Source organism: Duganella sp. Leaf61 (genome assembly GCF_001421905.1).
Lineage (GTDB): Bacteria > Pseudomonadota > Gammaproteobacteria > Burkholderiales > Burkholderiaceae_D > Rugamonas > Rugamonas zoogloeoides.
In genome coordinates this window covers 1-14,043 of the sequence record NZ_LMLM01000015.1, presented here as the reverse complement: position 1 = coordinate 14,043, position 14,043 = coordinate 1, and the positions used below count along the sequence as shown (strand labels likewise).

The following is a 14,043-nucleotide window of genomic DNA, read 5'->3' as shown; positions in this document are numbered from 1 at the left end:
GTGCAGGCGGTTGACGATGGCGCGGTGCGGCATCATCACCGCCTTCGGCATGCCGGTCGAGCCGGAGGTGTAGATGGCGCAGGCCATGGCCGCGCCGTCGTCGCGGCGCACGGGATTGCCGGCATCGCCACCAGCCAGCGCCGCGCGCAGCGGCGCCGCGTCGAGATCGAGCACGCGCACGCCCTGCGCCGGCAGCGCGGCCAGGTGCGTGCTGCGCGACAGCACCAGGTCCACGCCGGCGTCGCCGAGCATGAAGGCCAGGCGCGCGGCCGGCTGGCCCGGATCGAGCGGCAGGTATGCACCGCCYGCCTTGACGATGGCCAGCATGGCCGTCACCATCGCGGCCGAACGGTCCAGGCACAGGCCGACCAGGCTGYCCTCGCCCACGCCGGCGGCGCGCAGGTAGTGAGCGAGGCCGTTGGCTTGCGCGTTCAGCRCCGCGTAATCGAGCGTGTCGGCGCCATCCACGAGGGCCGGCGCGTGCGGCGTGGCCGCTGCCTGCGCTTCAAACAGCGCAGCCAGCGTGGCGGCGCCGTCCACCGCCACGTCCGTGTCGTTCCNGCGTAATCGAGCGTGTCGGCGCCATCCACGAGGGCCGGCGCGTGCGGCGTGGCCGCTGCCTGCGCTTCAAACAGCGCAGCCAGCGTGGCGGCGCCGTCCACCGCCACGTCCGTGTCGTTCCAGGCATGCAGCAGCGTGTGGCGTTCGTCGTCCGCCAGCACGGGCAGCGCGCCGATACGGGCGTCCGGCACGGCCACGATGGCTACGTCCGTGTCGTTCCAGGCATGCAGCAGCGTGTGGCGTTCGTCGTCCGCCAGCACGGGCAGCGCGCCGATACGGGCGTCCGGCACGGCCACGATGGCGCGCAGCAGCTGCTCGAAGTTCGACGCCATGCGCGCAATGCTGCCGTGTGCAAACAGCGCCGCATTATAGGTCCAGCCCAAATGCAGCCGGCCTTGGGCGTCGGTCACATCGAGCTCGAGGTCGAACTTGTTGACGGACGGGTTCTGGCCCATCTTCTCCAGCGTCAGTCCGCGCAGGCCGGTGCCGCCGCCCGCGTTGTTCTGCAGGATCAGCATCACCTGGAAGAACGGGCTGCTGCCGGTATCGCGCAGCGGGTTCAGTTCCTCGACCATGAGCGGAAACGGCAACTGCTGGTGGGCAAAGCCCTCGAGGATCATGCGGCGGTTGCGCCGAGCCAGTTCGATAAACGTGGGATCGCCCGACAGATCGCTCCTGAGCACCACGGTGTTGACGAAAAATCCAATCAATCCCTCGGTCTCGCCCTGGCTGCGGCCGGCGACGGCGGTGCCGACCGGGATATCGGTATCGCCCGAATAGCGGTGCAATAACACCGTCAGCGCGCTTTGCAGGAACATGAACAAGGTGATGTTGTGGCGCTTGCACAACTGGTGGATGGCTGCGGTCAGGCCGGTATTGGCGCTGCGCTGCACGGCGCCGGAACGGAAGCTACCGGCGGCATCGCGCGGCGTGTCGAATGGCAGGTTCAGGCCGGGCGCCAGGCCGTCGAGCTGCCGCTTCCAGTAGCCAAGCAGCTGCTGGCGCGGAGCGCCATCGAGCATTTGCCGCTGCCACGCCGCGTAATCGCTGTACTGGACCGGCAACGGCGCCAGAACGGCGGAAAGGTCTGCCAGCGCGCGCGGATCGTCCACGCCGGCGTTGTAAAGCGCGGCCAGCTCGCCCATGAAAATGCCGATGCTCCAGCCATCGGAAACAATGTGGTGGGTATTGAACATCAACACGTGGTCGGTATCGGACAGCCAGGCGACCGTGAGGCGCACCAGCACGTCGCGGGCGATGTCGAAGCGGTGCGCGGCGTCCCGGTTGGCCAACGCCACGACCGCCTCCTGCGGCGCGGCGGCGCCGCGCAGGTCCACGACGTGGAACGGCGCCTCGTATGCGGCGACGGGTTCCAGGCACGGATCGCCGCCATTCGCGTGGAACCGGGTCCGCAGGATTTCATGGCGCTCCAGCAGCGTGGCAAACGCAGCGCGCAAGGCATCGCGGTCCAGCGGGCCGGTCACGCGGTAGACCACCGGGATGTTGTAATTATTTTTACCGCCGCTCAGCTGGTCGAGGAACATCAACTGCTCCTGGCCGTACGAAGGGCGCACCTGTCCCGCGTGCGCCACCGGCACAATCGGCGCCAGCGTGGGGCCGGCCTGCCCGCGCAGCGCGGCCAGCTGCCCGAGGTACGCGATCAGCTCCACCTTGTGCGCCGCCAGCAGGTCGCGCATGTGCTGGTCCATGGCGCCGGGGTCGGCGCGGAAGCGCAGGCGCTCGTCCTCGAGATACAGGTGAATGCCCCGCTGGGCCGCCTGGTCGTGAATATGCGCGATGTCCACTAGATTTCTCCATCTTCAAATGCGGCGGCGTCCGCGCTCATGGCGCTGGCGTTCCGGTCCGCGTGCCAGAGCGAACTGGCGACTCCGATCAGGTCGGATATGCCCTCGATCGAGGGGCTGTTGAACATGCCGGCAAGCGTGATGGCGTTGGCGCGGTCGCCGAATTCGGCGCGTATCCGGGCCAGCAGCCGCGCCAGCAGCAGCGAATCGCCGCCCAGGTCGAAGAAGTTGTCGCGAATACCCACCTCGGCCATGCCGAACAGGTCGCGCCAGATCTGCAGCAGGCTGGCGTCGGTGGCATTACGTCCTCCGTCCAGGACCATCACCGCCGGCGTTTCGCCTGCGGCGTCGGCATCCGGCGCGGGTGCCGTCGCGGGCACGGCGCGCTCGATCCAGCGCCGGTGGCGCGTTGCGAGATCGGTGGTCGAGCACACCAGCTGCGGTGCGTGGCCGAGGTGGAGCGCCTGGGCCAGCGCCGCCAGGCCTTCGCTGCCCGGGATGTGGTTTTCGTGCAGCATGTCGAAGAACTTGTCCTCGGCATTCTGGGCAAAATTCCAGCCGTCCCAGTTCACGCTGATCCAGCGCGGATCGCCTTGCTGGTGCTTCTGGTGGCAGAAGGTGTCCATGTACGTGTTACTGGCCGCGTAGACGCCGAAGCCGATCCCGCCCAGCACCGCCGACAGCGACGACATCGCCATGCAGAACCCCACGTCGCGGTCGCGCAGCAGTTCGTCGAGGAACAGCAGGCCCTGCACCTTGGGCAGGAACTGGCGCAGGCAGTCGGCTTCGCCGACCGTCTCCAGCGGACGGATGGCGTCGGCCACGTCGCCGGCGCAGTGGATCACGCCGTCGATGCGGCCGAACTCCTGCTCGGCGGCCGCCAGTGCAGCTGCCATGGCCTCGCGATCAGCGGCATCGGCCTGTAGCACCCGGAGGCGTCCTCCATCGAGCGTGCAGCGGTCCACCTGCAGCAGCCGGTCCGCGTCCATCGGGCACTCCGCCGATGGCGCGCTGCGCGTGGTCAGCACCACGTCGGCATGAAAGCGCTCGCACAGCTGGCGGGCCAGCGCCAGTCCGATCTTGCCCAGGCCACCGGTGATGAAATAAACGCCGCCCTGCACGAAGCTGTGCGCCGCTACCGCACCGGCAACCTGCGGCTCGAATCCACGCTGCCAGCGCGCTGCGCCGCGCAGCGCCACCAGGCGCTCCGGCCGGCGCAGCGACAATTCCGACACCAGGCGCGCCGCCAGCGCGGCGCGCTGGCCGAGGTCCGTCGCGCAATGCGGCGTCAGCGCCAGGTCCAGGTGGCTGCAGGCGACCTGCGGGTACTCCTGCGGGATGCTGTTGCAGATGGCGGCGACGGTGGAACGGGCCGGCAACAGGACTTCGGAGCCGAGGACGTCGAACAGGTCGTTGGTGACCACGTGCAGTCCCAGTTGCGTGTCCGGCATGGCGCGCGCCCAGTTGCGCACCAGGTAAATCAGGCTGAGCATGCCGGTTTGCTGCGCCAGCACAAAGTCCTGGTAGCTGGCACTGGCGGCCGGCAGCGCCAGGCTGCCCAGGTGCACCACGCGGTCCGGCAACTGGCCGCGCACCGCCAGGACGGCGAATAGCGCCTGATAATCCTCCTCGCAGTGACTGCGGATCGTGCACGACGAGCCGGCGACGACAAAGCTGGCGCCGAACGCCACCCGGACCACCGTCTGCTGCGCCGACTCCAGCGCCGCCGCCAGGCGTTCGGCGATATCGTATTGGTCGGCAAACAGCAGCCAGCAACCGCGTTGCTGCGCCAGGTCGATCCGTTCCACCGGCATGGCCGGCGCCCGCTTCCAGGACACTGTGCTGAACCAGTCGGGCAACGGTTTGCGGCCGGTCGCCAGCGGCGCTTCGGTCGCCCGGCGGACCAGTTGCCGCTCGACCCAGTGGCGTTCGCGCTGCAACGGATAGGCCGGCAGCGGTACCCGGCGGCGGGGCTGTCCGGCGTGTAAGCGCCGCCAGTCCGGCTCCGCCCCGGCCAGATCGGCCTCTCCCGCAGCCTTCAGCAGGAACCGCAGGTCGCCTTCCGCCTGGTTGCGATGGCGCAGTGAGCCGACGAAGCGCTGGCGGGCGTGGTGCACGCTCTTGCGGCCCAGCGAGGCCAGCACATTGCCGGGGCCGAGCTCCAGGTACAAGCCGTCGTAGCGCTCCAGCAGGGTATCGATGCCGCCCGAGAAATTGACCGCTTCGCGCAGGTGGCGCACCCAGTAGGCCGGCGTGCAGACCTCGGCGGGATCGCACCACCCGCCGCGCAGGTTGGAGATGAACGCCAGTTGCGGCGTGCGCATTGCGATGCCGCCGACCAGGCGTGCGAATTCGTCCATGATGGGTTCCATCATGCGCGAATGGAAGGCGTGAGTGGTAGCCAGCAGCGTGCTTTCCACACCGCGCTGCGTGAGCGTGGCAGCGGCGCGGCCGATCGCTTCGCCTGGTCCCGACAGCACGAAGTTGCGCGGACTGTTGATGGCCGCTACGCAGCAATCGAATTCCAGCGCCATGTGCGCGGCGTCTTCCGGTGTCGCCGCCACCGACAGCATGCTGCCGCCGGGCACGCCTTGCATCAGGCGCCCGCGCGCCGCGACCAGTCCGAGCGCTTCATCGAGTGTAAACACACCGGCCAGGCAGGCCGCCGCGTATTCGCCGATACTGTGGCCGATCATGGCGGCCGGTTCCAGCCCCCACGATTTCCACATCTTGGCCAGCGCATACCCGACCACGAACAGGGCCGGCTGGGCCGCCTCGGTGCGCGCCAGCTGCGCCTGCGCTTCGGCAGCCGGCACGCCGTGCAGGTGCGGCAGCAGGATGCGGGCCAGGTTCACGTCCATGTGCGGTGCCAGTCTGGCCAGGCAGGCGTCCACCCATTGCCGGAATACCGGTTCGGCATCATACAGCCCGGTGGCCATGCCGGCATATTGGCTGCCCTGGCCGGGGAACATGAAGACCACCGGCACCGAACGTCCGCCCGGGGCGGCGCGCGAGACGTCGCGCCGCGCTACCGCCGCCTCCAGCTTGTCGATCGCTTCCGCGTGGCTTTCCGCCACCAGGTAGTGGTTGTACTCGTGGCGGCGGCGGCCGATCTGCAAGGTATGGGCGACGTCGGCCAGGCATTCCTGCGGACGGTCGCGCAGGTGGCCGGCCAGGTCCGCGCACATGCGCAGCACGGCGGCCTCGCTGCGGCCCGACAGCCGCAGCAACTGCGGCGCGGCCGGTTGGTTCTGCCCTGTTACCGGCGCCGCCAGCGGCGCCTGTTCCACCACGACGTGCGCATTGGTGCCGCCGATACCGAACGAACTGACGGCAGCGCGGCGCGGACCGGCCGTGGCCGGCCAGTCGCGCAACGCGGCGTTGACGAAGAACGGTCCGGCGGCGAAGTCGATCTGCGGATTGGGCTGCGAATAATGGATCGACGCCGGGATCTGGCCGCGCCTGACCGTTTCCACGGTCTTGATCAATCCGGCGATGCCGGCGGCGGTGTTCAGATGGCCGATATTTGTCTTGAGCGAACCAATCGCGCAATACTGCCGGCCCGACGCGCCGAACGCGCTGCCCAGCGCCGCGATCTCGATCGGATCGCCGATGCGCGTGCCGGTGCCGTGCGCCTCCACGTAATCGATGGTGGATGGTTCCACCCCCGCCATCGACAGCGCCTGGCGGATGCACTCGGCCTGGCCGGCGACGCTGGGCGCGGTGTAGCCTACCTTGGCCGCGCCATCGTTGTTGATGGCCGAACCCTTGATCAGGCCATGGATGGTGTCGCCGGCCGCCAGCGCGGCCGACAAGGGCTTGAGCAGCACGATGCCGGCGCCGCTCCCCAGCCGGGTGCCGGAGGCCTGGGCGTCGAAAGCGCGGCAATGGCCGTCCGGCGCCATCACGTCGCCTTCGCTGTACAGATAGCCCTGGGCCGCAAGCAGGGAGATATCGGCGCCGCCGGCCAGCGCCATCTCGCATTCGCCCAGCCACAGGCTTTTACAGGCTTCGTGCACCGCTACCAGCGACGACGAACAGGCGGTGTTGATGTTCACGCTCGGCCCGGTCAGGTTGAATTTATAGGACAGGCGCGTGGCCGCGCCGTCACGGCTGTTGGCATTGCGGATCGCCAGCGCACCGACGGCGTCGAACAACTGGGGATTGCTGTGGATATTCTCCACCAGGTACCGGCTGTCCGCGACGGACACGAACACCCCCACGTGCTGGCGCTGCTCGCAGCGGCCGTAGCCGGCCTGCTCCAGCGCCGCCAGCGTGCACTCGAAGAGCAGCCGCTGCTGCGGATCGACGATCTGCGCCTCGCGCGGGGTCATGCCGAAATAGCCGGCATCGAACTGGTCGAGGTCCTCCAGCAGCACGCCGCGCTTGACGTAGTCTGGGTGGCCGATCAGTTGTTCCGGCACGCCGGCAGCCGCCAGTTGTTCGTCGGAGAACTCGTTGATCGATTCCACGCCATCGACCAGGTTGCGCCACAAGGTGTCGATGTCGCGCGCGCCGGGGAAACGGCCCGCCATGCCGATCACGGCGACAGGCTCAACCCGGGCGCGCAGCGGTGCATTGGACATCCCCGGGCGCACCTCGGCGCCATCGCGCGCCAGCAAATGGCCGGTCAGGTCGGCGATGCTTGGATAGGCGAACAGGTCGGCGATGCCGACTTTGCGCCCCGTGACCTTTTCGATACGGCGCTGCAGCTGCATCACCAGCAGCGAGCTGCCGCCCGCTTCGAAGAAGTTGTCGGTGATGCCCACGCGCTCGCGCTTGAGCACCTCCTGCCAGACCGCGCACAACTGGCGTTCCAGCTCGAACTTCGGTTCCACGTACGCGTTGCGGAACAGGTCTTCGCCAGCCGGCGCCGGCAAGGCCTTGACGTCCACCTTGCCGTTGGCATTGAGCGGCAACGCCGGCAGCACCACGAAGGCGGCCGGTATCATGTAGTCCGGCAGCGCGGACTTCAGTTGCCGGCGGCACGCCGCGATCAGCTCCGCAGGGTTGGCGCCAGCGCTGCGGGGCACCACATAGGCCAGCAGGCGGCGGCCGCCATGGCTGTCGTCGCGCACACGCACCAGGCTTTCCTTCAGGTCCGGCAGCGCACCGAGCGCCATCTCCACTTCGGGCAGCTCGATCCGGAAACCGTTGATTTTCACCTGGCGGTCCACCCTGCCCAAGAACTCGATCTGCCCGTCGGGCAGCCAGCGCACGATGTCGCCGGTGGCGTACATCCGCGCGCCGCCGCCGGCATACGGATCGGCCAGGAACCGCTCCGCACTCAGCTCGGGACGCGCCAGGTAGCCGCGCGCGACGCCGGCGCCGCCGATGAACAGTTCGCCACGGGCGCCGGACGGCGCCATGCCCTCGCAGCCGACCACGTACAGCGCCATGTTTTCCATCGGCCGGCCGATCGGGATCGGCCGTGCGGCGCCGTAGCCGCCGTCCAGGTGCGCGTAGGTGGCGAAGGTGGTGGTCTCGGTGGGTCCGTACACGTGCACCAGGCGCAGCGCCGGACAATGCGCCTGCAATTGCGCTACCGCGCCGTAGTTCACTTCCTCGCCGCCGAACAGCAGGGTTTGCAGCGTGCCCAGGCAGTCCGGCATGTCCGCCGCGATGCGGTTGACCAGCGCCGTGGTCATGAACATGGCGCTGATGCGCTGCTCACGCAGACGTCGCGCCAGTTCCTCCATGTTGAGCAGACAGTCGCGCTCGATCACCACGAGGCGGGCGCCCCGCGTGAGCGCGGTCCAGATCTCGAAGGTGGCGGCGTCGAACGAGATACTGGACGCCTGCGCGATCACGCCATCCTCGCCGATGTCGACATACGCAGCGTCCGACACCAGCGAGACGATGTTGCCGTGTTCGACCATCACGCCCTTGGGCGTACCGGTCGATCCGGACGTATAAATGATGTAGGCAAGCGCGCTGGCGCCATCATCATCCTCCTGCGGCGCCAGGTCGCCGCCATCGAGCGCGGACAGCATGGCCACGGTGGCGTCATGATCGATGGCGACCATCCGCAGCGCGTGTGCCGGCGGCAGGCTGTCCGCCAGCGCGCTGGCGCACACCACCACGCCGGCCTGGCAATCGGCCAGCATGAATTCGATCCGGGCCGCCGGATAGCCGGCGTCGATGGGCACATAGGCGCCGCCAGCCTTGAGAATGCCGAGCATGCAGACCAGCATGTCGCAGTCGCGCTCCACCAGCATGGCCACCGGCTGGCCGCGTTCCACGCCGAGCGCGCGCAGGTGGCGCGCCAGCTGGTTGGCGCGGCGATTGAGGTCGCCGTAAGTGAGCGTGCGTGTGCCGCTGGTGGCCGCAAGCCGCGCCGGATGCAGGGCGGCCCGCGCTTCGAACAGGCGATGCACGGACTCCGTTTGCGGATACGGCTTGGGATTGGCGCCCCACTGCCGCAGCAGGCCGCCCGCCTCGCGCGCGGTCAACAGGGCATGGGCTCGGTGGCTGGCATGGACGTCGTCCAGCATCCGTTCAAAGGCGATGATGTAGCGTTCGGCGATTTGCGCGACGGTATCGGCGTCGTACAACGCGGTGCTGTAGTTGATCTCCATCGCGATCCGGTCGCTGGCGCCGGCCCGGTGGAAACTGACATGAAAATCGAAATCGGTCTGCTCCACGAACCGGTTGCCCGTCACCTGCACCCCGTCGCAGGCGCCGAGCTCCTGGTATGCCTGGAAGTGGGTATAGTTGAACAGCGTCTCGGACAGGCTGGCCGGCTGGCCGGTGACCGGATAGTCGCGATGCGCCATGTTGCGGCCGAGCGCGGCGTCGACATCGGCGATCAGCGCCTGCCAGCTCCCCTCGGCCAGCGTCACCGCCAGCGGCGCGGCATTGACGAACAGGCCCAGCGCGGACGCAGCCCGGGTGTTTTCCGGCCGGCCCGCCAGGCCGATGGTGGTGATGACCTGGGCACGGTTGGCAAGCGCCGCGAGCACCTTGAAGTGCGCCGCCAGCAGGACGCTCTGCATCGGTACTCCCAGCGCTTTGGCCAGCGCGATCAAGCCGCCCGACAGCGCGTCGATCGCCGGCACCGTCACCGCATGCAGCGCCGGCGCCGGCGCTTCGGCCAGCGCCGGCTTGCGCGGAATCTGGTAGCCGTCCGCCTGTTCCAGTACCGCGTCCCAGTGCGCGCGGCTCTCGCTGTTGACCGATGCCGCCACCTGCTGGCCGATATAGTCGCGGAAACTGTGGTTGACCGGCGCCGGCGCCAGTTGCACGCCGTCGAGGCGCTGCTGGTAGGCCTGGAACAGGCTGGTGGTCAGCAGCGAGGCGCTCCAGCCGTCCATGATCGCGTGATGGAAACTCAGGCTGTATTCGAATTGCGCCGGGCCGGTGATGGTGATGAACACGCGCAGCAATGGCGCGGCATCGAGCTCGAACTGGCGCAGGTGTTCCGTATCGATCAGTTGCGCGATCCCGGCGTCGCGCGCGCCGGCCGTGAGCAGATGCAGATCCGCCACCGTCACCGGCACGGCAGCCTGCGCGTGCACCAGCTGCAGCGGACGCGGCCCCTCGAAATCGAAGGACGTGCGCAGCACCGGATGCTGGCGCAGCAAATGGTCCAGCGCCTCGCTGAACAGCACCGCGTCCCAGCGCGCCGCCACCCTGAAGCTGAACACGTCATGATAAAGCGCCGGATGGCGCTGCGACTGCACGATGATGCCCATCTGGGCGGGCGATACCGGGTAGGCATCCTCGATGCCGGCGCCCAGCGTCTGGCGCTCGTCCGGGTCCAGCAGCGTGAACGGCAGCAGCCCGGCGCTGGCGGCTGCGCTGGCACCGGCACGGTCCAGTTGCGCCAGGCGGGCCACGGTCTTGTGCTCGAACACGTCCTTGACGGACAGCGCCACCCCCTCCTTGCGCGCCTGGGCCACCATCGAAATCGAGACGATGGAATCGCCGCCCAGGGCGAAGAAGCTGTCGTTCACACCCACCCGTTCGAGCTTGAGCACGCGCGCCCAGACGTCGCACAGAATCTGCTCGCGTTCATTGCGCGGCGCCACGTAGTCGGTGGTGCGTAGATCGGCCGGTGCGGGATCGGGCAAGGCCTTGCGGTCCACCTTGCGGTTCGAGGTGAGCGGGAACGCCGGCAGGAACACATAGGTGTCCGGCACCATGAAGTCGGGCAGCGTTTGTCCCAGGTGACGCCGGCACCGTTCGATCCAGTCCTGCTTCTGCGCCGCCAGCACGCCTTCGTCGGCCGCCATGTCCTCGGCGGGTTCCACGTAAGCGACCAGGCGATGGCCGTCGCCGCCAAGCGGCTTGGCAAGCACCACGCCGTTGCGCACCAGGTCCAGCGTGGACAGCCGGGTTTCGATCTCGCCGATCTCGATGCGGTAGCCGCGTATCTTGACCTGCTGGTCGGCCCGCGACAGGTATTCCAGTTTTCCCTGCGCATTCCAGCGCACCAGGTCGCCGGTCCGGTACAGTCGAGCACCGGGCTTGAACGGATGGGGCACGAAGCGCTGTGCGGTCATCTCCGGGCGGTTCCAGTAGCCGCGCGCCAGCCCGGCGCCTCCGATATACAGCTCGCCGACCCCGCCGGTGGGGACCAGGTTCTCGTGCTCGTCGAGCAGATAGAGATCGGTATTGGCGACCGCCGTCCCCATCGACACCGACGCGTCGTCCGCGCCGACCTGGTCGACGGTGGACCAGATCGTGGTCTCGGTAGGGCCGTACACATTCCACACCGATCCTACCTTGTCCTGCAGGCGGCGGTTCAGCGCCACGGTCCAGGCTTCGCCGCCGCACAGCACGGCCAGGTCGGCCTTGCCGCGCCAGCCGCCGTCGAGCAGCAGGCGCCAGGTGGCGGGCGTGGCCTGCATGATGGTGGCGTCGCAGCCGGCGATCAGCGCCTGCAGCGCGTCGCTGTCGCGGGTCGCGTCGCGGCCCGCCACGTGCAGCCGGGCGCCGCGGACCAGTGGCAGGAACAATTCCAGTGCGGCGATGTCGAAGCAGATCGAGGTCACGGCCAGCAGGCAGTCATGCGCCGCGATGCCAGGACGCTGCGCCATCGACTGCAGCAAGTTGGCCAGCGCCAGGTGTTCGATGCACACGCCCTTCGGCTGGCCGGTGGAGCCGGAAGTGTAGATCACGTACGCCAGCTGGGACGGCGACACCGTCGCCGCGACATTGGCGGCGTCGCAATCGGTCAGCGCCGCATGCAGCGCCGGGTCATCGACGCAGATCGTGGCCGGGCCGCCGTCGGGCAAGGCGCACAGGCTCGCGGTATCCGCCAGCACCAGCCGCACGCCGGCGTCGTCGAGCATGTACGCCAGGCGCGCGGCCGGGTACTCCGGATCCAGCGGCACATAAGCGCCGCCGGCCTTGAGGATCGCCAGCAGACCCACCACCATCGCGGCCGACCGCTCCATGCACAGACCAACCAGGCTGCCCTCGCCCACGCCCTGTCCGCGCAGGAAATGCGCCAGGCGGTTGACGCGCGCATTGAGCGCGGCATAGGTCAGCGTAACGCCGGCATCGGCCAGTGCGGTGGCGCCGGGCGTGGACTCAACCTGGGCTTCGAACAGGGCCGGCAACGTGGCTGCGACATCGTAGGCCATGTCGGCCTGGTTGCGGCCATGCAGCAGGGTGTCGCGCTCGCCCGCCGTCAGCAGCGGCAGCGCACCGATACCGGTCTCGGGCCGCGCCACGATGGCGCGCAGCAGCTCCTCGAAGTTAGAGGCCATGCGCACGATGCTGGCGCCTTCGAACAGGTCGGTATTGTAGGCCCAGTCGATATGCAGCTGCCCCGCACCCACGGCAGCCGTCAGCTCGAGATCGCACTTGATGGTGTTATGGCTGCCCAGCGTGCGTTCGACCACCAGCCCGTCAAGCGCCATCTCGTGACGCTCGTTGTTTTGCAGCGTAAACATGATCTGGTACAGCGGGCCGTAACTGAGGCTGCGCTCCGGCTGCAGCTGATCGACCAGCATTTCGAACGGCACGTGCTGATGCTCGTACGCGTCCAGTATCATTTGCCGGTTCCTGCCCAGCAGCGCCGTGAACGAGGGATTGCCGGCAAGGTCGCTGCGCAGCACCAGGCTGTTGACGAACAGGCCGATCAGGCCTTCCACATCGCTGTGCGCGCGGCCGGCGATCGGCGAGCCGATCACGATATCGGTCTCGCCGCTGTAGCGTTTGAGCAGCACCGCCACTGCCGTTTGCAGGAACATGAACAGCGTCACTTGATGCTGCTGGCAGCAAGCCTCCAGCGCCTGCAGCAGGTCAGAGGCGATGGTTTGCGCCACGGTGCGGGCATGGAAGCGCTGGCGGGCCGGCCGCGGCTGGTCCAGCGGCAGCCCGTGTACGGCCGGGAGACCGGCCAGCTGCGCACGCCAGTAATCGAGCTGCTGCGCCAGTTCATCCCCTTGCAGCCGCGCGCGCTGCCAGCTGGCATAGTCGGCATACTGCACCCGCAGCGGCGGCAGCGCCGCCGGCAAGCCCTGGCTGTAGCCATTGTAGAGTGCCGCCAGTTCGCGCTTGAGAATACCGAACGACCAGCCGTCGGCGGCGATATGGTGCAGGTTCAGCAGCAGCACATGGTGTTGGTCTGCCAGGCACACCAGCGCGGCCCGCAGCAGCACGTCGCGCGCGGACCAGCCGTCGGCGGCGATATGGTGCAGGTTCAGCAGCAGCACATGGTGTTGGTCTGCCAGGCACACCAGCGCGGCCCGCAGCAGCACGTCGCGCGCCAGGTCGAACGGGCGGGCCGCGTCGGCGGCCGCCAGCTGCGCCAGCGCGTYGGCCTGCTGCGCCGCCCCCAGCGCACGCAGGTCGTGTTCGTCGAACACGAGCGCGGCGTCTTCCCGGATCAGCTGGCGCGCCTGTCCTTCATCGCTGGCGATGGCCGTGCGCAGCACCTCGTGGCGCTCGACGATGGCCTGCAGCGCCAGCCGCAGCGCCACCGCGTCCATCGCCCCGGCCAGCTCGATCCGCACCGGCAGGTTGTACTCGGCGCTGCTGCCTTCCAGCTGGTCGATGAACCACAGCCGCTGCTGGGCAAACGACAGCGGCAGCGGCGCCGTGCGGTCGGCGCGCGCGATCGGCGCCAGCACCTGCGCYTGGTAGCCGGGCAGCGCCTCGGCCAGCGCGGCCACGGTCGGATGCGCGAACAGCGCGCGCAGCGGCAGTTCCACGCCCAGTGCCTGGCGGATGCGGCTCAGCAGGCGCGTGGCCAGCAGCGAATGGCCGCCCGCCTCGAAAAAATTGTCCTCGATGCCGATGCGCTCGCGCTTGAGCAGGTCCTGCCACAGTGCGCACAGCGCGGTCTCGGTCGCGTTGCGCGGTGCGAGATAGCTGGTGGTGTGCAGGTCGGCGGCAGCCGGCGACGGCAGGGCCTTGCGGTCCACCTTGCCGGTGCGGGTAAGCGGCAGCGCCGCCAGCGCGATGAACACATCGGGCACCATGTAGTCGGGCAGTTGCAGCTTGAGCGCCTTGCGCAATTGCGCCGGCTGCGGCGCCGCGCCGCCGGCCGGCGGCACCACGTACGCGGMCAGCCGGCTCGCTTCCTGTTCGCCTTCCAGCGCAAAGCCGGCCACCACGGCGTCGTGCACGCCGGGCAGCAGGCGCAGCTGCGCTTCCACTTCGCCGGCTTCGATGCGCATGCCGCGCAGCTTGATCTGGTGGTCCTGGCGCCCCTGGTAGGCCA

The 14,043-nt window shown here is 68.8% G+C and carries 3 protein-coding genes; all 3 read right to left on the bottom strand.

Annotated elements, in window-relative coordinates; all coding sequences use genetic code 11:
• The coding region (locus tag ASF04_RS28745) for an AMP-binding protein (protein ID WP_373922140.1) at window positions 1–540 on the bottom strand (540 nt) is incomplete at its 3' end.
• A 21-nt stretch (window positions 541–561) separates the two neighbouring features.
• On the bottom strand, window positions 562–2,366 hold a 1,805-nt coding region (locus ASF04_RS28740), incomplete at its 3' end, for a condensation domain-containing protein (protein WP_373922139.1).
• Window positions 2,366–14,043, bottom strand: an 11,678-nt coding sequence (locus ASF04_RS12855; RefSeq protein WP_056142133.1) for a hybrid non-ribosomal peptide synthetase/type I polyketide synthase, incomplete at its 5' end; no start/stop codon positions are given. The genes ASF04_RS28740 and ASF04_RS12855, both read right to left, overlap by 1 nt.